Origin of the sequence: Kibdelosporangium persicum (assembly GCF_013280595.1) — a bacterium.
In the GTDB taxonomy this organism is placed as follows: Bacteria; Actinomycetota; Actinomycetes; order Mycobacteriales; family Pseudonocardiaceae; genus Kibdelosporangium; species Kibdelosporangium persicum.
In genome coordinates this window covers 94,034-115,973 of the sequence record NZ_JAAATY010000012.1, presented here as the reverse complement: position 1 = coordinate 115,973, position 21,940 = coordinate 94,034, and the positions used below count along the sequence as shown (strand labels likewise).

The 21,940-nt window shown below is 66.9% G+C and carries 16 protein-coding genes; 10 read left to right on the top strand and 6 right to left on the bottom strand.

The annotated features are described in order from the left end of the window. Positions 1 to 1,080 (top strand): glycoside hydrolase family 43 protein, encoded by a 1,080-nt coding sequence (locus tag GC106_RS22215; RefSeq protein ID WP_246366555.1) that lies wholly within the window; start codon positions 1 to 3, stop codon positions 1,078 to 1,080. A 93-nt stretch (positions 1,081 to 1,173) separates the two neighbouring features. Here GC106_RS22215 and GC106_RS22210 read toward each other — a convergent pair whose 3' ends face one another. The 4 genes from GC106_RS22210 to GC106_RS22195 are packed head-to-tail and all read right to left on the bottom strand — an operon-like array spanning position 1,174 to position 6,093. Beyond that, positions 1,174 to 3,045 carry a glycoside hydrolase family 127 protein gene (locus GC106_RS22210; RefSeq protein WP_173133906.1) on the bottom strand — a complete coding sequence of 624 codons (1,872 nt, stop codon included), beginning with the start codon at positions 3,043 to 3,045 and terminating at the stop codon, positions 1,174 to 1,176. Between the two features lie 20 nt (positions 3,046 to 3,065). Then, positions 3,066 to 3,884 (bottom strand): carbohydrate ABC transporter permease, encoded by an 819-nt coding sequence (locus GC106_RS22205; protein ID WP_173133903.1) that lies wholly within the window; start codon positions 3,882 to 3,884, stop codon positions 3,066 to 3,068. After that, positions 3,881 to 4,807, bottom strand: a complete 927-nt coding sequence (locus GC106_RS22200) for a carbohydrate ABC transporter permease (RefSeq protein ID WP_173133900.1) — start codon at positions 4,805 to 4,807, stop codon at positions 3,881 to 3,883. Before GC106_RS22200 ends, GC106_RS22205 begins: the two co-directional genes overlap by 4 nt. Before the next feature lie 2 nt (positions 4,808 to 4,809). After that, positions 4,810 to 6,093, bottom strand: coding sequence for an ABC transporter substrate-binding protein (locus GC106_RS22195; protein ID WP_173133897.1), 1,284 nt, complete (start codon positions 6,091 to 6,093; stop codon positions 4,810 to 4,812). Between the two features lie 161 nt (positions 6,094 to 6,254). Here GC106_RS22195 and GC106_RS22190 point away from each other — a divergent pair, with 161 nt between their 5' ends. Together GC106_RS22190 and GC106_RS22185 are read left to right on the top strand one after the other, a co-directional pair. Then, complete coding sequence (locus tag GC106_RS22190; RefSeq protein ID WP_173133894.1) at positions 6,255 to 7,283, top strand: LacI family DNA-binding transcriptional regulator; 1,029 nt, start codon at positions 6,255 to 6,257, stop codon at positions 7,281 to 7,283. Positions 7,284 to 7,392: 109 nt separating this feature from the next. Beyond that, positions 7,393 to 8,505 (top strand): AI-2E family transporter, encoded by a 1,113-nt coding sequence (locus tag GC106_RS22185; RefSeq protein ID WP_173133891.1) that lies wholly within the window; start codon positions 7,393 to 7,395, stop codon positions 8,503 to 8,505. A gap of 21 nt (positions 8,506 to 8,526) precedes the next feature. Here GC106_RS22185 and GC106_RS22180 read toward each other — a convergent pair whose 3' ends face one another. Beyond that, positions 8,527 to 8,886, bottom strand: coding sequence for a non-reducing end alpha-L-arabinofuranosidase family hydrolase (locus GC106_RS22180; protein ID WP_246366553.1), 360 nt, complete (start codon positions 8,884 to 8,886; stop codon positions 8,527 to 8,529). Positions 8,887 to 9,177: 291 nt separating this feature from the next. On the opposite strand from GC106_RS22180, the gene GC106_RS22175 reads away from it, so the two are divergent. The 6 genes from GC106_RS22175 to GC106_RS22150 are packed head-to-tail and all read left to right on the top strand — an operon-like array spanning position 9,178 to position 17,969. Then, on the top strand, positions 9,178 to 9,873 hold the full coding sequence (locus tag GC106_RS22175) for a glycoside hydrolase family 12 protein (RefSeq protein WP_173133888.1): 696 nt from the start codon (positions 9,178 to 9,180) through the stop codon (positions 9,871 to 9,873). Positions 9,874 to 9,909: 36 nt separating this feature from the next. Continuing rightward, entirely contained in the window at positions 9,910 to 11,187 is a 1,278-nt protein-coding gene (locus tag GC106_RS22170) for an ABC transporter substrate-binding protein (RefSeq protein ID WP_173133885.1), read from the top strand. After that, a complete protein-coding gene (locus GC106_RS22165) occupies positions 11,184 to 12,137 on the top strand; it encodes a carbohydrate ABC transporter permease (RefSeq protein WP_173133882.1) in 954 nt (317 codons plus the stop codon). Before GC106_RS22170 ends, GC106_RS22165 begins: the two co-directional genes overlap by 4 nt. Beyond that, positions 12,134 to 12,946 (top strand): carbohydrate ABC transporter permease, encoded by an 813-nt coding sequence (locus GC106_RS22160; RefSeq protein WP_173133879.1) that lies wholly within the window; start codon positions 12,134 to 12,136, stop codon positions 12,944 to 12,946. The genes GC106_RS22165 and GC106_RS22160 overlap by 4 nt, the downstream gene beginning before the upstream one ends. Further along, complete coding sequence (yicI, locus tag GC106_RS22155) at positions 12,943 to 15,174, top strand: alpha-xylosidase (protein WP_173133876.1); 2,232 nt, start codon at positions 12,943 to 12,945, stop codon at positions 15,172 to 15,174. The genes GC106_RS22160 and yicI overlap by 4 nt, the downstream gene beginning before the upstream one ends. After that, positions 15,171 to 17,969 (top strand): beta-galactosidase, encoded by a 2,799-nt coding sequence (locus GC106_RS22150; protein ID WP_173133873.1) that lies wholly within the window; start codon positions 15,171 to 15,173, stop codon positions 17,967 to 17,969. Before yicI ends, GC106_RS22150 begins: the two co-directional genes overlap by 4 nt. Here GC106_RS22150 and GC106_RS22145 read toward each other — a convergent pair. Beyond that, the gene (locus GC106_RS22145) at positions 17,922 to 18,932 is read right to left on the bottom strand and encodes a LacI family DNA-binding transcriptional regulator (RefSeq protein ID WP_173133870.1); all 1,011 of its coding nucleotides are present in this window, start codon (positions 18,930 to 18,932) and stop codon (positions 17,922 to 17,924) included. The two genes, GC106_RS22150 and GC106_RS22145, sit on opposite strands and share 48 nt — an antisense overlap. Positions 18,933 to 18,966: 34 nt before the next feature. On the opposite strand from GC106_RS22145, the gene GC106_RS22140 reads away from it, so the two are divergent. Beyond that, the gene (locus tag GC106_RS22140; RefSeq protein ID WP_246366551.1) at positions 18,967 to 21,939 is read left to right on the top strand and encodes a glycoside hydrolase family 3 protein; all 2,973 of its coding nucleotides are present in this window, start codon (positions 18,967 to 18,969) and stop codon (positions 21,937 to 21,939) included. Position 21,940 lies beyond the last annotated feature (1 nt).

Genomic DNA, 21,940 nt, shown 5'->3' with positions numbered 1-21,940 from the left:
ATGATGTTTCCGTTCCGACCACGCAGACCATGGCGGGCCTCGGGGTGGCTGATCACCTGCCTGGTGGCCGCGCTGACCACGACGCTGATCACAGTGGTTCCCGCGCGGCAGGCCCACGCCGCGGCCACGTTCACCAATCCGTTGGACTGGCAAGGGCCTGATCCCTGGCTGCAGTACTACAACGGCTACTACTACCTGGCGTCGACCACGTGGAACTCCACGATCACGATGCGCAGGTCGCGCACCCTGGGCGGGCTGGCGAACGCGCCGGAGACCGTCATTTTCACCCTTACCCGGCCCAACGGCGCCGGAACGATGTGGGCGCCGGAGTTCCACCTGCTCGACGGCCCCAACGGCAAACGCTGGTACTTCTACTACACGGCGGGCAGGCAGCCGTTCGACCTGGGCAGCCAACGCATCCACGTGCTGGAGAGCGCCGGGACCGACCCGATGGGCCCGTACAGCTTCAAGGCGGACATGCTGGATCCCGTTCAGGACAACACCTGGGAGCTCGACCCGAGCATCCTGCGGCTCAACGGCAGGCTCTATCTGCTCGGCACGTTCTACAACGGATCGCAGCCCAACTTCATCCGTCCGCTGGCCAATCCCTGGACCGCCAGCGGCACCCGGCGCATCCTGTCCAGGCCGACCTACAGCTGGGAGACCGTGGGCGGCGCGGTCAACGAGGGCGCCGAGGTGTTGCAGCGCAACGGCAAGACGTTCATCGTGTTCTCCGCCAGCCACTGCTCCACGCCGGACTACAAGCTCGGCATCCTGACGTACAACGGCGGCGACCCGCTGCTGGAGTCGTCGTGGGTCAAGTCGAGCCGGCCGGTTTTCCAGCGCGACAACGCCAACGGTGTCTTCGGGCCCGGGCACAACGGGTTCTTCAAGTCGCCGGACGGCACCGAGGACTGGATCGTGTACCACGCCAACAGTTCGGTGAACGGCGGCTGCGACATGAACCGGTCCGCCCGGGCCCAGAAAATCACCTGGAACGCGGACGGAACGCCGAACTTCGGCACTCCGGTGTCGCTGAACACCAGGCTCGCCTCCCCGTCCGGCGAACCGGCATCCTAGCCGACTGTTAGCGCTAACATCCCCTCGCATGACATGCCCTTGTCGCAGGGTGATGTCGTGAGTGTTTATCCGGGTTCTAACCCGGATAAACACTCACGAGGGGGTGGGGAGCCAGACGCGCATGGGACCTGGTTTGCGGTTGCCCCACAGGAAGTACGGCGTAGCGGTGAGCGTGATCGGCTCGCCGGTGTGCGAGGCAGTGGTGTGGGTTGGGTAGAGCTCGTCGGAGGCGGGCGGTTCGACGGAGCCGCTTGCCGTGAGCGTGACGGGGCTGCCTGGCACGACGGTGATCGGTGCATCGGCAACGATCCGCACGTCTTCCAACGTCACGTTGTCCGGTAGATCGGCTTGTTCCAGGCAGTAGACGAGCGGGCCGCGCGCCAGTGCGACACAACCGCGTACCGCGTCGATCCGGGGATGCGGCCGGACAACACGCGCCGGCATGGGCAGATCGAGCGTGACGGTGGCGCCGGCGGACCAGTCCTTACGCACGTGGACGTAGCGGCCGTCAACCGGTGTGCCGTCAACCTGGGCATCGGTGCTCCAGCCGGGAATCCTCAGGGTGAGCGTCATCGGCGCCGCGGTGGTCACTGTCAGCTCGACCTTGCCGTCCCATGGATATTCGGTGCGCATCGCGACATGCACCGGATGGCCGTCCACAGTGGTACGTAGCTCTCCCTGCCCATACAGATGGATCTGCAGTGCACCGGGACTGGCGGTGGCTGCGTAGCCGGAGAGCGAAGCGAGCAACCGGGCGAGGTTCGGCGGGCAGCACGCGCACGAGTACCACGGAAGGCGCTGCGAGGGTGCGTCTTCGTGAGAGCCGTCATGGCCGGTGCGGAGGTGCAACGTGTTGGAGTAGAAGAAGTGCGTGCCGTCGATGGCGGTGGAACCCGCGATTACGTTGTACAGCGCCCGTTCCATTTCGTCGGCGTACTTCGCCGAGCCGGTCGCCAGCAACATGCGCCAGTTCCACTGGAAGCTCGCGATCCCCGCGCACGTTTCACCGTAAGCCCGGTCGGACGGCAGTTCGTACGGGGCACCGAACGCCTCGTCACGATGCCGTGAGCCCTGGGCCCCGGTGACGTACGTCTTGGCACCGAACGCGTCCTCCCACAACCGGTGGGCGGCATCCAGCAGTTCATCGTCGTGCGTCTCCACAGCGACATCGACCACGCCTGCGAGCAGGTACAGCTGACGGACGACGTGCCCGGCCACGGCATCGGCCTGCCGGACGGGAACATGGTCCTGCAGGTACGCCGAACCGAACCGGTCGCCGTTGAGCAGCCCATGCCCGCGCAGGTCGATGAACCGCCTGGCCTGGTCGAGATACGGCCGGTGCCCGGTCACCCGGTACAGCTCCACCAATGCCGTCTCGATCTCCGGATGCCCGTCGACGTCGTCGACACTGCCGAAGCGCGAGACAATCAGATCGGCGAACCGCCGCGCCACCGTGACAAGCTCGGCACCCACCCCGGCGCGCGCGGCGGCGACCGCGGCCTGGATGAGGTGGCCCGCGCAGTACAGTTCATGGCTCCAGTGCAGGTCCTGCCACTTCTTCTCCGGTTCGACGACCATGCGGTGCGAGTTGAGGTATCCGTCCTCGTCCTGGGCCTTGGCCAGCAACGCTCCCGCACTGTCGACGAAGGCTCGCAGTTCGGCGTTCTCCGGAGCCCGGCCGAGCTGCCAGGCCGCGGCCTCCAGGGTCTTGTAGACGTCACTGTCGGCGAACCACATGTTCTGGTAGTCCCCGTCCGCCTCCCCGGTGACGCGGCGCAGGTTGTCCAGCGCGCCCGAGGCGTCGAGCTGGCTGATGCAGTACGGCAGGGACCGGTCGGCGTTGCGCTGCTGCCAGCCGCCGAGGAAGCCGCCGGGCGCGAACGTCATGTCGGTCATGGGAAGTGGCCGCAGCGCCGCAGTCGCGTGGGACGTGGGGTGGACGGGACCGGGAGTCTGGTCGGTCATCGAGGATGTCCCTTTCGCCTTCAGCCCTTGAGGGCTCCTGAGGTGAAACCGCGTACGTAGTACCGCTGCAGTACCAGGAAAACCGCGACACACGGCAGGGCGGAAACGACCACGCCCGCCTGCAGCGCGCCGAAGTCGACCGAACCGAGGCTGCCGGACTGCAGGTTGAACAGCGCGACCGGCAGCGTGAACTTCTCGCCGTCGGTGAGGAAGATCAGCGGCGCGACGAACTCGTTCCACGCCGCCAAAAACGAGAACAACGCGACAGTGACGATCCCGGGGAGCACGCCTCGCAGCAGCACGCGGCGCAACGCTCCGCCGACCGTGCAGCCGTCGATCAACGCTGCCTCTTCCAGTTCGACTGGGAGCGCCTCGAACGAGTTGCGCATCATGAACAGGCCGAACGGCAGTTGGAGCACCGCGAGCACGAGCCCGAGGCCGACCAGCGAGTTCTGCAGGCCCAGCCAGCCGAGCAGGATGTAGAGCGGCACCAGGATCGTGCTGTACGGAACCATCAGGATGGCCAGCGTCACCAAGAAGAGCAGGTTGCGCCCCGGAAACGCCAGCCGGGCCATGGCGTACCCGCCCAGCGTGGTCGTCACCACGGTCACCGAGACCGCAACAAGGGAGACCACTGCTGTGTTGATCAGGTATGTGTCCAATCCGCTGCCGTAGTCAGCGAGTCGCTGGTAGTTGGCGAAACCCCAGCCTTCAGCGCCGTCGGACGCCTGCCGTCCGCTGACCGAGGACGAAAGCGTCCACAGTAGAGGGAGCAGGAACAGTACGGCCAAGGCGCCGCCCGTGACGTAGAAACCCGTCCGCCGCAGCAACGTCGTCACCGCCCTTCCCGGCGGATCAGCCGCATCTGCGCGACGTTCACGACGATCAGCACGACCAGGATCGCCACGGAAACGGCGGCCGCCCGGCCCAGATCCTGCGAGAGGAAGGCCTCGCGGTAGATGCCGATGACCACGGTGGCGGTGTCGTGCCTGCCGCCGGTGAGGATGAAGAACTGGTCGAACGCCAGCAGCGAACCGGTCAGCGACAGCACCATGGTCAGCGCGAGCGTCGGCCGCAGCAACGGCAGTGTCACCCGCCACAGGATCTGCCACCGGTTCGCGCCGTCGATCCGCGCGGCCTCGTACAGCACCGGGTCGATGCTGTGCAGACCGGTCATCAGGATGAGCATGTAGAACCCGGCGAACCGCCACGTGATCATGCCGACGGTGGAGCCGAGCGCGTTGTCGTGGGAGCCCAGCCAGTCCACCCGGCCCAGACCCAGGAACTCCACGAGCCCGTTGAGGGCGGACGCGTCGGTGGTGAACAGCCCGTAGAACAGCAGGCTGGTCGAGGCGAGCCCGACGGCACTGGGCAGGAAGAAGATCGTCCGGAACGCGCCGACACGCGGCCGGTCCCGCTGCATCAGCATCGCCAGTCCAAAGGCGACGAGGCCGAGCACGACCGTGGTGACCGCGGTGTACTTCAGCGTGAACCAGACCGCTCGCAGGAACAGCGGGTCCCGCAGGGCCTGGTAGTTCTGCACCCCGTTGGGCGCGGACGCTCCGATCAACGGCCAGTGGTTGACCGACATCCAGAGCATCAGCCCGAGCGGGATGACGAACAGTACCGCGACCAGCACGGCCATCGGGGTGACGTACAGCAAGCCCAGTCGGCGCCGGTGCCGGGCGATCGACCTGCGGCCGCGCGGTGACGGCGGCGAAGGCGCCGGCGCTGACAGCTTGGGCGGTGACAGCGACACCATCGTCAGCCGCCGCTGGACAAGGACGTGGTGATGGCGGCATTGCGGTTGCTCAGCACCGACGCCACGTCCGCCGAGCCGAACACCGCTTCGATCACGGTGGCCGTCCACGGGCCGTTGGCGTCGTTGAACGTCTTGCCGAAGTTGACCGAGATCGGTGTCTGGCCCTGGCCCACCAGCTGGTTGAACACGCCCAGCCTCGGGTCCTGTTTGGCGTAGGTGTTGTCCGCCAGGTCGGATCGGACCGTGATGTTCTTGCTCTTGGCCACGACCTCCACCTGAGCCTGGTCGGACAGCGTCCAGGAGATGAAGTCCCACGCCGCGGCCGCGTTCTTGCTGTTGGCGCTGATGCCCAGCACGTCACCGCCGACGAAGGTCGAACTGCCGCCGGTCAGCCCCGGGATCGGCGCGACGCCGATCCGGAGGTCCGGGCCTTCCTTCATGCCCTGCAACGCGGTGGCGCCCATCGGCTGGATGCCGACCTTGCCTTCGCCGAACAACTGGGTCCACGTCGGACCGGACTCGTTCTTGGCCGACGCGGGCACGACGCCGTCGGCGTACATCTGGCGTAACAGCGAGTACACCTTGGCCGCTGTCGGATTGTCGATCGTGGAGGCGGTGCCCTGTTCGTTGAGCACCGTGCCGCCTGAGGCCCAGATCATCGGCCAGCTGGTGAACAGCTGACAGCCGGGGCACGCGCCGCCGAAGAAGTAGCCGCTGACGTCACCGCCCAACGCCTGGATCTTCTTGGCCGCGGCCGCCATCTCGTCCAGAGTGGCCGGTGGTTTCTCCGGGTCGAGGCCGGCGCGCTCGAACAGCACCTTGTTGTAGAAGACCGCGGACAGGTCGATGTCGTGCGGGACGCCGTAGGTCTTTCCGTTGCCGGTGGCCGCCTTCATGTGCGCCGGTGCGAGAGATTCCTTGAACGGCAACTGGTTCACCCGCGAGGTGATGTCGAGGTACACGCCCTTCGAGGCGTAGTTGGGGGCGTAGACGACGTCCGCGGCGAGCACGTCCGGAAGTTGCCCGGCCCCCGCGGCCGTGCCGACCTTCTGCTGGTACGAGTCGGCCGGGAAGACCGTGAGCTGCACCTTGTTCTTGTGCGAGGCGTTGTAGGCGTCGATCAGCGTCTGGCTGAAGGTGGCCGTCGGCGACCTGGTCCACATGGTGATCGTCGTCCCGTCGTCCACCGCGCCGGTGTCCCCGGCCGACGACTCCGACGGGCCGCTCTGACAGGCGGCGATGACCAGCAAACCGGTTAGCAGGACCGCGGTCCGGTACGTGCTCATGGTGTCTCCCGGTGCAGAGCCGCGGGCGGCTGCGGGGCTTCGAAAGGCGACATCCAGGAAAATTAGGAAAACGGTTTCCGTCCTCACCTTGGCCTGCCGGCAGGGCACTGTCAAGACCGTGTTTCATCCGGATGACCCGGTCGGGCGGTACGCTGGGCGGCATGCCCGGAAGGAAAACCGCGGAAACCGCCGGAAACAGGCCGGCCACGATCAGCGACGTGGCCCGGCTCGCCGGTGTCTCGGTCGGCACGGTGTCCAAAGCACTCAACGGCCGCGGATCACTGCGGGCGGAAACGCGGCACCGGGTGTTGTCGGCGGCCGAGCAACTCGGTTTCCAGCCCAACAAGGCCGCCGTCGCGCTGAACTCCGGCCGGACCTACACGGTCGGCATGATCACCACCGACACCATCGGCCGGTTCAGCATCCCGCTGATGATGGGCGCGGAGGACGCGCTGGGCGCGGGCGAGATGTCGGTGTTCCTGTGCGACGCCCGCGACGATCCGATCCGCGAGCAGTACTACCTGCGAACCCTGCTCAGCCGCCGGGTCGACGGCATCATCGTCACCGGCCGCCGGACGCAGGCGCGTCCACCGATCGGCACCGGCCTGCCCATCCCGGTCGTCTACGCGTTCATCAGTTCCACGGACAAGGGGGACTGCTCGGTCGTGCCGGACGAAGCGGGCGGTGCGGCCAAGGCGATCGATCACCTGCTCGCGGTGGGGCGCCGCAGAATCGCCCACATCACCGGACCGGAACACCACCACTCGGCGACCGTGCGGGCGGCGGCGGCCGCCGACCGGCTCGCCGAGGCGGGCCTGGGTCTCGCCGGACCGCCGTTGTTCGGGGAGTGGAGCGAGAACTGGGGCCGTCAGGCGGCGAAGATCGTGCTGAGCGGGGACAACGAGATCGACGCGATCTTCTGCGGCAGTGACCAGATCGCCAGGGGAGTGGCCGACGCGGTGCGCGCGTCCGGCCGCCGGATACCCGAGGACGTGGCGCTGGTCGGCTTCGACAACTGGGACGTGATGGCCCTGGGCAGCCAGCCGCCGTTGACCAGTGTCGACATGGATCTGGAAAAGCTCGGCCGGACCGCGGCGGAACTGCTGCTCGCCGCGATCGGCGGCCGCCCGTCCCCGGGCAGGCACACCAACCCGTGCCGGCTGGTGATCCGCGGCTCCACGGCAAGCTGAGGCCCCAACCCCCTCGTGAGTGTTTATCGGGGTTAGAACACCGATAAACACTCACGAGGAGTGGGTGTTGTTGCTTCCCGTGACTGGCGGCGGGTTCTAGGGTGTGCCGATGCGTGTCACGCTGAATGCCACGAAGACCAGGACCGCGCTGCGCACGTCGGCGCGGATCAGCCTGGACGTGTTGCTGGTCCTGCTGCTGACCTGGGTCGCGCTGTGGATCCTCGGCTGGATGTGGCCGGTGGTCTGGCCGCTGGTGATCGGCCTGCTGCTGACCACCCTCACGTGGCCGATGACCCGTTTCCTGCGCAGGCGCGGATGGCGGCCCGCGCTGGCCGCCACGACCGTGACCGTGCTGTTCCTGCTCGGCGCCGCCGGGACGGTCGCGTTGATCGCGGTGCCGGTGGCGTCCCAGGCGGACGAGTTGACCACAGGCGTGATCAACGGCATCGAGGAACTGCGGGACTGGGCGTCCGGGCCACCGTTGAACATCGGTGACGACCAGGTCAGCCAGGCGCTCGACGAGGCAGTCGCCCGCATCCAGGGCAGCATCGGGAGCATCATCAGCGCGACCGTGACCGGCGTGGGTGCGGTGGCGAACGGCGTGATCACCGCTGTCCTGGCGTTGTTCCTGATGTTCTTCTTCCTCAAGGACGGCCCGCGGTTCCTGCCGTGGCTGACCCGGCAGTTGCCGGGCCGCCTGGCCACCGACGTCCCCACCGTGGCGACGCGTTGCTGGGACACCCTCGGCTCGTTCGTCCGGTCGCAGGCAGCGGTCGGTCTGCTGGATGCCGTGTTCATCGGCCTGGGGCTGTGGATCGTGGGCGTACCACTGGTACTTCCGTTGGCGGTCCTGACATTCATCGCGGCGTTCGTGCCCATCGTCGGTGCGTTGTTCGCCGGTTTCGTGGCCGTGCTGATCGCGCTGGTGTCCAACGGCCCGACCGACGCGCTGATCGTGCTCGGCATCATCATCGTGGTGCAGCAGCTCGAAGGGAACATCTTCCAGCCGATGCTGCAGAGCCGCAGCCTCGGCCTGCACGCGGCGGTGGTGCTGCTGGCCGTCACCTTGGGCGGCAGCCTGGCGGGCATCACGGGCAGTCTGCTCGCCGTGCCGCTCGCCGCCATGATCGCCGTGATCTGGCACTACATCCGAGACCAGCTCAGTGAGCCGGACCCAGAGCCGGAGCCGGAACCCGTACCAGAAGCCGGCCGCCCGCACTGATCCCACCCCGGCCGCACGCCTTCAGCAGGTGGAGTTCGTCTGCGTGAGCAGGCCCAGCCGCCATGGCAGTCGGTCGTACTCGCCTCCCGCGTTCGGATCCAGGCCCTGGTACAGGTAGCGGAGATTGCACGGGCTGACCCGCATGGTCTGGTCGACGCTGGTGCGGATCATCTCGCCGTGGCTGATGTCGCGTGTCCACTGTCCAATGGGGAAGGTGACGTTGTTGGCGCGGGCGAACGGGTTCGACTCCGTGTCGGCCAACGCGGTCCACGGGCCGGTGATGGCGGGCGCGGTCCATGAACGGAACCACCGGTGACCGTCCGACCCGATCGCCTCGTGGATCAACAGGTACTGGTTGCTCGTCGCATCGAAGTTCGCCAACGTGACGTGGACAGGTGAGCGACGGCGAAGACCAATGTAACGGCGTGGCAGAACAGCGTCGACGAAAATATGTAAGCGCTAACATCCTCCGCTCGCGTCTGAGCTGCTGAAACACCACGGTATTCTGGTGACGAATGCGCCGTTCGGCTCAATACCTGTGGCCGGGTTGTGAACGCGAACAGTGGACCTTTCTTGACCGCCTCTGTGGCCGGTGTCATAGTCAGTCGAAGCGCTTCGACGTTCTCGAGCCCTGCACCCGTCCGCGCAAAGACGCTCGGAAGGAACCCGTCCATGCGTACTTCACTACGTTCGTTGGTGTGCGGTGCCGCCGCAGCCCTGGCCGTCACGCTGGTGCCAGGAGGGACCGCGCAGGCGGCGGCCTGGTCCTCGTCGGACCAATGGGGGACCTGGTCGAACGGCGGCTACACGGTCCGCAACAACATCTGGGGCAGTGGCGCCGGCCCGCAGACGATCTGGGCGAACTCGTACGGCAACTACGGAGTCTGGGCCAACCACCCCAACACCGGCGGTGTGAAGTCCTATCCGCACTCAGCCAGGCACATCGGCCGGTCGCTCAGCGGCCTGCGCAGCCTTTCCAGCGACTTCACGGTCACGCGACCGGGCAGCGGCGCCTACGTGACCGCGTACGACATCTGGGCCAACAACAACGCCTACGAAGTCATGCTGTGGATGAACAAGCAAGGCGCGGTCGGGCCGATCGGATCGAGGCAGACCACGGCGACGGTCGGCGGTCACACGTGGGACGTCCATCGCGGCAGCAACGGCCACAACGAGGTGTTCTCCTTCGTGCGGACGTCCAACACGAACTCCGGCACGGTGGACGTGCTCGCGGTGCTGAACTGGATCAGGAACCGCGGCTGGTACGGCGACGTGACACTCGGCGAAGTGCAGTTCGGCTTCGAGATCACCTCGTCGAGCGGCGGACTGGAGTTCACCACCACGCGCTACTCCGTCAGCTCGTCCTGACGTCCGCCGGATCGACAAAACACTGGAGGGATCTGGATGTCCAAGCGGTTACTCGCGGCCGCGATGGTGGCCGTGCTCGCGGTCAGCGGCTGCGGGCCGGGTGACGACGACGGCCCGAGGACGTTGAAACTCTGGCACTACGAAGGACCGGACAGTGCGATGGGGGTGGCGTGGGCCGAGGCGATCAGGCAGTTCGAAGCCACCCATCCCGGGGTGAAGGTCGCCTTCGAGGAGAAGGGTTTCGAACAGATCCAGAAGACCGCGCCGATGGTGCTCAACTCCAGTGACGCGCCGGATGTCATGGAGTACAACAAGGGCAACGCCACCGCGGGGCTGCTTTCCAAGCAGGGCTTGCTGACCGACATCAGCGACGAGGTCACCAAGCGCGGCTGGGACAAGCAGATGAGCGCGGGCATCCAGACCACGGCCCGGTATGACGAGAAAGGCGTGATGGGGTCCGGCAAGTGGTACGGCGTCCCCAACTACGCCGAGTACGTCATGGTCTTCTACAACAAGGACATGTTCGCCCAGCAGGGCATCTCGGTGCCCGGCACGGTCGAGGAGTTGACGGCGGCGATGGACAAGTTCGTCGCCGCCGGTGTCACGCCGCTGGCCGTCGGCGGCGCCGAATACCCGGCGCACCAGATCATGTACCAGCTTGCCCTGTCCAAGGCGAACAAGCAGTGGGTGGACCGGTTCCAGCGCTACACCGGACCGGTGGACTTCCACGACGCGGCCTGGATGCACGGTGCCAGCACGTTCGCCGACTGGGTGGACAAGGGGTACATCAGCAAGGACTCGGCCGGGATGAAGGCCGAGGACATGGGCGTGGCGTTCATGCAGGGCAAGCACCCGATCATGATCAGCGGCAGCTGGTGGTACGGCAGGCTGGCGGCCGGGATCAAGGGCTTCCAGTGGGGCTCGTTCCTGTGGCCGGGGCTGACCGCCGGATCCGCGGGCAACATGTGGGTCGTGCCCGCCGGGTCGAAGAACAAGGACCTGGCGTACGACTTCATCGCCATCACGATGTCCCCGCAGATCCAGGACAAGCTGCGGGATGCCGGCGGCGTGCCGTTGATCGACACCGGGACGCCGTCGACGGCCGCGCCCCAGATCAAGGAAGTCACCGACAACTTCAAGACGCTGTCCACACAGGACAGATTGGCGTTCTACCCGGACTGGCCCGCGCCCGGGTACTACGACGTGCAGGTCTCCGCGGTGCAGAAGCTGATCACCGGCACGGCCAACCCGCACCAGGTGATGGACGAGCTGGCCAGGCCGTACCAGGAGAACCTGGCGAACGTCGGCAGATGAACCGCTTGGACACGCTCGCCGCCCACGCCACGGCGCGACCACCTGACGCCCCCGCGGCGCCACCCAGGCCGCGCCGCGAGGCGTCCTACCTGCTGTTCCTGATTCCCGGCGCGGTGCTGCTGCTCGCGGTGATCGTGGTGCCGTTCGTGATGAACATCGGCATCAGCTTCACCCAGTGGCAGGGCGTCGGTGATCCGAAGTGGACCGGGCTGGACAACTACACGCGGCTGTTCGCCGACGAGACGTTCTGGGCCTCGTTCCGGCACAACCTCGGGCTCGTCGTGGCGATGGCGATCCTGCCGACGATCGTGGGCCTGGTCGTCGCGGCCGCCTTGTTCGACGTGATCGGCAAGCGGTTCGGGCCGAGGGCGGCCAGCGTGCTGCGGGCGTGTATCTACCTGCCGCAGGTGTTGCCGATCGCGGTCGCGGGCATCGTGTGGAGCTGGATTCTGGCCCCGGAGGGCGCGCTCAACGAGTTCCTCGGCATGGTGGGCCTCGGTTCGCTGGGCCACAACTGGCTCGGTGATCCGGATGTCGCGCTGTGGAGCGTGATGGGCGTGCTGCTGTGGATTCAGATCGGGTACCCGGTCGTGATCTTCATGGCCGGGATGCAGCGGGCCGACCCGTCGCTGTACGAGGCGGCCGAACTGGACGGCGCGTCGTGGTGGGGCCGGTTCTGGCACGTGACCGTGCCACAGATCCGGCCGGAGATCTTCGTGGTCCTGCTGACGTGCACGATCGCCGCGCTCAAGGTCTTCGGGCCGATCTACGTGCTGACCCGCGGCGGACCCGGCGGGGCGACGAACGTGCCCTCGTACTTCTCGTTCCAGAACTTCTTCGAGAAGACCCAGGTCGGCTACGGCGCGGCGATCGCGACCGTGCTCACCGTGCTGATCCTGATCCTGACCGCGGTGTTCCTGCGCGTGCAGAACCGGGGTGAACGCGGATGAGAAGGCACGCCGTGCTCTGGTCGGTGATCGTGCTCGCGGTGGTGATGCTGGCGCCGTTCGTGATCGTGGCGATGAACGCGCTGAAATCGCCCACCCAGTACGCGGCCGAAGGACCGCTGGCCCTGCCGGACGGGATCAGCCTGCAGGGCCTGGCCGACTTCTGGGACCGGGTCGACTTCGGCCAGAAACTGCTGAACAGCTTCGTCATCAGCGGATCGGTCGCGGTGCTCGCGGTCGTCGTGTCGGTGCTGAACGCGTACGCGCTGGGCATCGGCCGGATCCGCGGCCGCCTGTGGATTCTGATCGCCTTCCTGGTGGCGAACACGCTGCCGCAGGAAGCGCTGGTCTACCCGTTGTACTTCCTGGCCAAGGAATCCGGGCTGTACGACACGCAGCTCAGCGTGATCATCATCTTCACCATCGTCCAGGCCGCGTTCGGCACCTACCTGCTGTCCTCGACGTTCACCGGGTTCCCGGGCGAACTGCTCGAGGCGGCGCGGATCGACGGCGCGAACAAGTGGCAGGCCCTGGTGCGGATCGTGGTGCCGATCTCCCGGCCGACGCTGGGCGTGCTGTTCGTGTTCTTCTTCATCTGGACCTGGAACGAGTTCTTCCTGCCGCTGGTCCTACTGATCTCCAACGACACCCAGACCGTGCCGGTCGCACTGGGTGTGCTGCAGGGCCAACGGTTGATGGACGCGACGATGACCAGCGCGTCGGCGCTGCTCGGGGTGATCCCGGCGATCGCGTTCTTCCTGATCTTCCAGCACACGTTGACACGGGGCATCACGGCAGGGGCGGTCAAATGAAGTTCAGCAACGGATACTGGCTGCTGCGCGACGGCGTCCAGGCGGCACATCCGGTCGAGGTGTACGACATCACGCCCGCGGACGGGCAGATCGTCGTGCACGCCCCGACCCATCCCATCCGGCACCGCGGTGACCTGCTGAAAGGCCCGGTGGCCACGGTCCGCTTCTCGTCGCCGATGCCGGACGTGATCGGCGTGAGCCTGACGCACTTCGAAGGTGAACGGCCGAAAGAGCCGCGGTTCGGGCTGGCCGGCGCGGACCACGACGTGCGGCTCACCGAGGACACGCTGACCGCGGGCTCGCTGTCGGTCCGGGTCAGCCGGGACTGGCGGATCGACTTCCTGGCCGGCGACCAGGTGCTGACCACCAGCGCTGCCAAGGGGATGGGCTTCATGAGCCTCGACGGCAGGCACTACGTCCGGGAACAGTTGAACCTCGGTGTCGGACAGGTGGTCTACGGACTGGGCGAGCGGTTCGGGCCGTTGGTGCGCAACGGCCAGGTGGTGGACATCTGGAACGCCGACGCGGGCACGAGCAGTGAACAGGCCTACAAGAACGTCCCGTTCTACCTGACGAACGCGGGGTACGGGATCTTCGTCGACCACCCGGGCCGTGTCTCGTTCGAAGTGGCGTCGGAAGCCGTGTCCCGTGTGCAGTTCAGCGTCGAGGGCCAGTCGCTGGCGTACTACATCATCTACGGCCCGAGCCCCAAGGAGATCCTGCACAAGTACACGCTGCTGACCGGCAGGCCGCCCGTGCCGCCGATGTGGTCGTTCGGGTTGTGGTTGTCGACGTCCTTCACCACGTCGTACGACGAGAAGACGGTGTCGGGGTTCATCGACGGCATGATCGAGCGTGACCTGCCGCTGAGCGTGTTCCATTTCGACTGCTTCTGGATGCGCGAGTACAACTGGTGTGACTTCGAGTGGGATCCGCGGACGTTCCCGGACCCGGTCGGCATGCTGGACCGGTTGAAGGCACGTGATCTGCGCATCTCGGTATGGATCAATCCCTATGTGGGGCAACGCTCTCCGCTGTTCGCCGAAGGCGTCGACGGCGGTTACCTGCTGCGCAGGCCGAACGGTGACGTCTGGCAGTGGGATCTGTGGCAACCGGGAATGGCACTGGTGGACTTCACCAATCCGTCCGCGCGTGAATGGTACGCGTCCAAACTGGAGGCTCTGCTGGATCAGGGCGTGGACTGCTTCAAGACCGACTTCGGCGAGCGCATTCCCACCGACGTGGTCTACTTCGACGGCTCCGACCCGGAACGGATGCACAACTACTACACGTACCTCTACAACCAGACCGTCTTCGAGGTGCTGCGCAAACGACGTGGCGACGGGGAGGCGGTGGTGTTCGCCCGTTCGGCGACCGTGGGGTCGCAGCAGTTCCCGGTGCACTGGGGCGGGGACTGTGAATCGACCTACGAATCCATGGCGGAAAGCCTGCGCGGCGGGCTTTCGCTGGGCATGTCCGGCTTCGGGTACTGGAGCCACGACATCGGCGGCTTCGAGGGCACCCCGGACGCGGCGTTGTTCAAACGGTGGATCGCCTTCGGCCTGTTGTCCTCGCACAGCCGGTTGCACGGCAGTTCCTCCTACCGCGTGCCGTGGCTGTTCGACGAGGAAGCGGTCGACGTACTGCGGATCTTCGCGAAGCTCAAGGCGCGGTTGATGCCGTACCTGCACCACGCGGCCTTGCAGGCCAGCACCGAGGGAACGCCGATGATGCGCGCGATGGCGCTGGAGTTCCCGGACGATCCGGCGTGCACGTACCTGGAACGGCAGTACATGCTCGGCGACAGTCTTCTGGTCGCGCCGGTGTTCTCCGACGACGGCAAGGTCTCGTTCTACGTGCCGGACGGTGTCTGGACCGACTTCTTCACCGGCACGGAGATCCACGGCGGCCGCTGGGTGACGATGACCTGCGACTTCCGCACGGTCCCGTTGCTGGTGCGTCCCAACACAGTCCTGCCCCTCGGAGCGGTCGACGCCCGGCCGGACTACGACTATGCCGAGGGCGTGACCCTGCAGGTCTATCAGCTCGCGGACGGGGCCCGGGTGACCACCACGGTCGGTGGTTCCACGTTCCACACGCACCGGAACGGAAACCGGCTGCAGGTCGACGTGGACTCGCCGCCTTCGGAGTGGCAGGTCGCGTTCCCCGACGGCGAGGACCCGATCCCGGGAACCGGCGACGCGTGCACGATCGAGGACGTCCAATGAGGATCGTGATGGCGGTGCTGATGCTGGTGGGATTGATCGCCGCGCCCGTCGCCGCCGCCGGCCAGGCGCGCGGCCACACCGTGGCGTACGACAATTACTCGCTCACTGTGGACGGTCGCCGGGTGGTGTTGTGGTCCGGTGAGTTCCACTACTTCCGGCTGCCCAGCCCGGGGCTCTGGCGGGACGTGCTGGAGAAGATCCGGGCAGCCGGGTTCAACGGTGTCTCGCTGTACTTCCACTGGGGATACCATTCGCCCGCACCCGGCGTGTACGACTTCACCGGAATCCGTGACGTGGAACGGCTGCTGCGGCTGACCGAGGAACTCGGACTGTACGTGGTCGCGCGGCCCGGGCCCTACATCAACGCGGAGACCACGGGCGGCGGGTTTCCCGCGTGGCTCAAGACGGTCGACGGGCGGGCCCGGTCCAGCGATCCCGGATACACCGCGGCCTACCGGGAATGGCTCAGCCGGATCAATCCCATCCTGGCGCGCCATCAGGTCACCAGGGGCGGGTCGGTGATCGCCTACAACGTGGAGAACGAATACGCGGTCAACGTCGACCCGCTCTACATGCAGCAGTTACAGGAGAACGCCCGCGCGGACGGGATCGACGTGCCCATCGTGCACAACAACTGCTGCGGCGGGAACCTGGCGAACTGGTCGTCCGGTCAAGGCGCCGTGCAGATCCCCGGTGTCGACGACTACCCGCAGGCCTTCAACTGCCAGGACCCGGGCACGTGGGGAACCTGGGGTGACGGCGTGACACGGCGGCTGCGCGACGACGCCCCGGTGTACGCGGCGGAGTACCAGGCAGGCGCGATCGATCTGAACAACGCCGGGTACGAGAAGTGCCGGGAGTTGACCGGTCCGGACTACATGAAGGTGTACTACAAGTCCAACATCATCGCCAGCGGTGCCACCATGTACGGCTACTACATGCTGCACGGTGGAACCTCATGGGGATGGCTGCCGCAGCCCAACGACGTCTACACCTCGTACGACTACGGCGCGGCGATCACCGAATCTCGTGGGCTGACCGCGAAGTACGACGAGTTCAAGCGCCAGGGTTACCTGATGACCACGATCAAACCCCTGGCCAAGACCGACACCATCGCGCCGCCCGCACCCGCCGATCCGGCCGTGTTCACCCAGGCACGGGCGAACCCGGACACGGCAACGCAGTTCGTGCTCGTCCGGCATGCCGACCGGCGGACGTCGGCCGACGTGTCGACGACGCTGGACTGGTCGACACCAGACGGCTCCTACACAGTTCCGGTACGGGTCAACGGACGCGACGCCAAGATCCTGGTGGCCGGGTACGACCTCGGCGGGCAACGTCTCGTGTGGTCGAACTCCGAGATCCTGACGCACGTGACAGTGCGGGGCCGTGATGTCGCCGTGCTGTACGGACGTGACGGTGAACAAGGTTCCACGGTCCTGCGGTACAGCTCAGCTCCGGACGTGCGAGTCCTCGAAGGCACGGTGCGGAGTTCCTTCGGCGGCAAGGATCTGCGGCTGGACTACACCCATTCCGGTCTGGCCAGGGTCCTGGTCTCCGGCGGCGGCCGGCCGCCGATGCTGCTGATGCTCGGCACCGACCAGACCGCGGCGCAGTTCTGGCGGATGGACACCGCGGCCGGGCCGGTGCTGGTTCGTGGGCCGTCCTTGGTGCGGTCGGCGGCCGTCGCCGGTGACTGGTTGGTGCTGCGAGCCGACATGGACCAGGCCGGGGAGATCGAGACATTCGCCCCCGCCGGCAGGGTGGTCGTGGACGGCAGGCTTGTCACGACGCGGCGAACGCCGAGCGGTTCGTTGAGCGGCAGGCTTTCCGGGCCACGGCCGGTCACGCTGCCCGCGTTGTCCTCATGGCAGTACCGGGCCGAGCCGCCCGCGTTCGGCGACTCGGGGTGGACGGTCGCGGACAAGACCACGACAGCCAGCCCGATCAAACCGAAGACGCTGCCGGTGCTGTACGCGGACGAGTACGGCTACCACTACGGGAACGTGTGGTATCGCGGCACCTTCACCGCGAGCGGGGACGAGAAGACGGTGTCGGTCAACGCGATCACCGGCAGACGCGGGAACTACCTCGTGTGGCTCAACGGTCGTTACCTCGGCTCGGCGGCGGGCGGTACGCAGGCCGACTCCGAACCACCGGTCAACCAGGACCCTGGCCGCGGCGATTTCGCCATCCCGCCGGACCTGTTGGCGACGGGGAGCACGGCCACCTTGTCCGTGCTGGTCACGAACATGGGCCACAACGACGACTGGACGGCTGACGACACCAGGTTCAAGCAGCCGCGAGGTCTTTTCGGTGTCACGGTGGACGACGCGAAGATCTCATGGCAGATCCGGGGCGCGAACGACAACGACGCCGAACGCGGCCCGCTGAACACAGGCGGCCTGTACGGCGAGCGCGCGGGATGGCACCTGCCGGATCGTCACAGCCGTTGGCAGCCCGCACCGGCTACGATGCCGACTGGTGTTTCGTGGTACCGCACCACGTTCCGGCTCGACCTGCCCGCGGACCAGGACGTCCCGATCGCGGTGCGGTTCGGCGACCAGCCGGACCGGAAGTATCGGGCGTTCGTGTTCGTCAACGGCTGGAACATGGGCCAGTACATGCCGGACGCGCCCCAGCGCGACTTCGTGCTCCCCGCAGGGGTGCTGGGCAGGTCCAACACGCTGGTGCTGGCCGTGATCGCCACCGAGCCCGGTGCGCTGGCGCCGGCCGGCCTGGTGGCGCTAGGCAATCACTGGACCGGTGCTGCCGCGGTCGATCAACGTGGGTGACAACAGCCGGACCTCGGGCTGGACGGTCCCGCCGCCGAGCCGGCGCATCGCCATCTCCACGGCGAGGCTGCCCAGTTCCGCCGTCGGCAGAGCGATGGAGGTCAGCGGTATCGCGTGCGCCTCGGCCATGTCCTCCGGGCACACCGCGAGCACCGAGATGTCCCGCGGCACCTGCTTGCCCCGGCGGCCCAGCTCCGAGAGCAGAGGTCCCAGTATCGCCTCGTTGTGCACGACCAGGCCGGTGACGCCGGGATGACGCGTGAACACTTCGTCGAGACGCTCGCGCAGCCCGTCGTACGACGGCGGGCACGGGAAGGACGCGGCGCGCACCTTCCGTTCGCCGGCGGTTCGCTGGAATCCGTGCAGGAAACGGCCCGAGTAGCTGGTGCCGCGTTTGTAGACCTCGGGGGACGGGCCGATCAACGCGATCTCCCGGTGCCCGAGGTCGGCCAGGTGGGTCACGCAGGCCGAACCGGCCGCCGTGAAATCGAGGTCGACGCACGTCAGGTCACCTGGCTGGTCCGGCACGCCGATCAGCACGACCGGCCGGTCCAGCGCCCGCAGCACGGGCAGCCGCGGCTCGGCGGCCTCCACGTCCATCACGATCAACGCGTCGGCGATGGACGACGCGGCCACTCTGCGCAGGCCTTCCGGCCCTTCGTCCTTGGTCAGCAACAGGACGTCGTGGTCATGGGTCCGCGCCTCGGTCACGGCGGCCGCGACGAACTGCATGACCACCGGCACGTTCAGGTCGGTCCGCAACGGGATCACCACGGCCAGGACGTTGCTGCGGCTGCTGGCCAACGCCCGCGCACCGGCATTCGGGTGATAGCCCAGTTGCCGGATGCTGCGCTGGACCCGGCGGCGGGTCTCTTCGGAGATCGACCGCTTGCCCGAGAGCACATAGGACACCGTGCTCGGCGAAACCCCGGCCGCGCGGGCGACATCTGCGATGGTGACCACTTGGTGATGATAGTCGCGACGACGCGGCGATGTCATGTCCGTCCTCATCGGACAGAAAGGCGAGACCATGCGGAACTTCCGGGTTCTCGTGATCGTTCTGGCTCTGCTGGCGGGTCTGGCCGGACCGGCGATCGCCCAGCCCGCCGGCCATCCGTTCCGCGATCCGGCGCTGCCGCTCGACGCCCGGGTCGCGGATCTGCTCAACCGGTTGACACTGGCCGAGAAGATCTCGCTGTTACACCAGTTCCAGCCGGCCATCCCGCGGCTGGGCATCGGCGAGTTCAAGACCGGCACGGAGGCGCTGCACGGATTGGCGTGGACCACCGAACGGACCAACGGTAACGTCGTCACCGCCAACGCCACCGTGTTCCCGCAGGCGATCGGGCTGGCGTCGACGTGGAATCCGGCACTGATTCGCCAGGTCGGCTCGGTGGTCGGCGACGAGGCACGCGGCTACCACTCGCAGGACCCGGGGTTCTGGGGACTGCAACTGTGGGCCCCGGTGGTGAACCTGCTGCGTGACCCGCGATGGGGGCGTAACGAGGAGGGCTACTCCGAGGACCCGATGCTGACGGGTGCCATTTCGACGGCCTACGGCAAAGGGCTGACCGGCGACCACCCGACACACCTGAAAACCGCGCCCGTGCTCAAGCACTATCTCGCCAACAACAACGAGATCCGGCGGGACACCGCCTCGTCCAACCTGCGGCCCCGGGTACTGCGCGAGTACGACGAAATGGCGTTCAAGCCGGCCATCTCGGCGGACGCGGCGACCGGTGTGATGTCCTCGTACAACCTCGTCAACGGGCGACCGGCCACCGTCAACCCGGACGTCGACGACGTCGTGCGGACATGGACGGACAAAACGCTGTACAACGTCAGCGACGCTTCGGCACCGTACAACCTGACGGGCTCGCAGAAGTACTTCGCCACCAACGAGGAGGGCTTCGCCGCCACCCTCAAGGCGGGGATGGACAGCTTCACCGTCGACAACCAGCGGTCCGGCCCGACCGTCGAGATCGTCACCTCCGCGCTGGCCAAAGGCCTGCTGACGGAGAAGGACATCGACACCGCGGTGCGGCACGTGCTGAGCATCCGGTTCCGGCTCGGCGAGTTCGACCCGGACGGCGGCCCGTACGCCAGGATCGGCAAGGACGTGGTGAACAGTCCCGCTCACCGGGAACTGGCCCGCAGGACCGCGGCCGAGGCGATGGTGTTGTTGAAGAACGACAACAACGCCCTGCCGCTGGATCCGAAGCGCAGTGTCGCGGTGATCGGGCCGCTCGAGCGGACCCTCTACACGGATTGGTATTCCGGTGGCCTGCCCTACCGGGTGACCCCACTGGACGGCATCAAAGCCAGGCAGGCCAACGCGGTCGACACCGAGGCCGTCGACCGGATCGCTTTGCGCGAGGCGAGCACGGGCCGGTACGTCACCGCCGGGTCCGATGAGGACGGTGAGATCCTGAAGGTCGCCGGATCGACCTCCGGCGCGACCGAGCAGTTCGACGCCTTCGACTGGGGCGATGGCGTACTCACCTTGCGCAGCGCCGCGAACGGCAGGTACGTCGAGCGCCAGAACATCGGCGACCCCACGAGCCCGTTCCTCAACCAGGCGCCGCAGCCGCGGGACTGGTTCGTCCACCAGCAGTTCAAGCTGGAGGACGCCGGTGACGGCACGGTCGTGATCAGGTACGCCGGGTACGAGACGCCGAACACCTGGGACGGCCCGAACAACTACCTCACGGTCGCCGAGGACGGAAGGCTGATCCTGGGCTCGCCGGACGCTGCCGGTGCGACGAAGTTCCGGAAGGATCTGGTCAGCTCGGGCATCGACAGCGCTGTGCGGGTCGCACGGTCGGTGGACACCGCTGTCGTCGTTGTCGGCAGCATGCCGTTCATCAACGGCAGGGAGGACCACGACCGCACGTCTCTCGCGCTCGCGGCCAGTCAGTCCGCGCTCATCAAGGCTGTCCGGCAAGCGAACCCGAACACGATCGTCGTGGTGGAGAACAGCTATCCGACCACGCTGAACTGGGAGCAGGAGAACGTTCCGGCGATTGTCTGGACCTCGCACGCGGGCCAGGAAACGGGCAACGCGTTGGCGGACGTGCTGTACGGGACGGCGAATCCAGCGGGCCGGCTGACGCAGACGTGGTACCGCGCCGACTCCGACGTTCCGGACATCCTGGACTACGACATCATCAAGCGGGACCGTACATACCAGTACTTCAACGGCACACCGCTGTACTCGTTCGGTCACGGGTTGTCATACACGACGTTCCGGCACAGCGACCTCAGGATCACGCCGCCCGGCCGGAACGGCAGCTTCACGGCGACAGTCCAGGTGACCAACACCGGTCAGCGTGCCGGCGACGAGGTGGTGCAGCTCTACACGCACCAGCAGACATCTCGGGACAAACAACCGAACCAGCAGTTGCGTGCCTTCCAGCGGGTGAGCCTCCAGCCCGGTGAGACCCGGACAGTGCGGCTCACGGTGCCCGACCTGCGGCACTGGGACGTGACCCGGGGCAAGTGGGTCCTGGAGTCGTCGATCCATGACGTGCTTGTCGGCTCGTCCGCTTCGGACATCCGGCAACGCTCGGCCGTGCGGGTACACGGCGAACAGATCCCGCCACGGAACCTCGGCCGGGAGACCCGGGCGATCGACTTCGACGACTACTCCGGTGTGGACCTGGTCGACGAAAGCAAACAACGGGGTGAAGCGGTCGAGGTGTCCGCGGGCGGCTGGCTGCGCTTCAGCGACGCCGAGCTCAGGGCCCGCACCTTCACCGCCAGGACCGCGGGCGCCGGGACGTCCACTGTGGAGATCCGGCTGGACGATCCGGTGCACGGCAGGGTGATCGGCACGGCCGAGATAAACGCCACATCGGACAGGTACACCTACTCGACCACGACGACCTCGCTGTCCGGCGCGACCGGCCGGCACGACGTCTACCTGGTGTTCACCGGAAACGCGAGGATCAGCACCTTCACTCTGCGTTAGC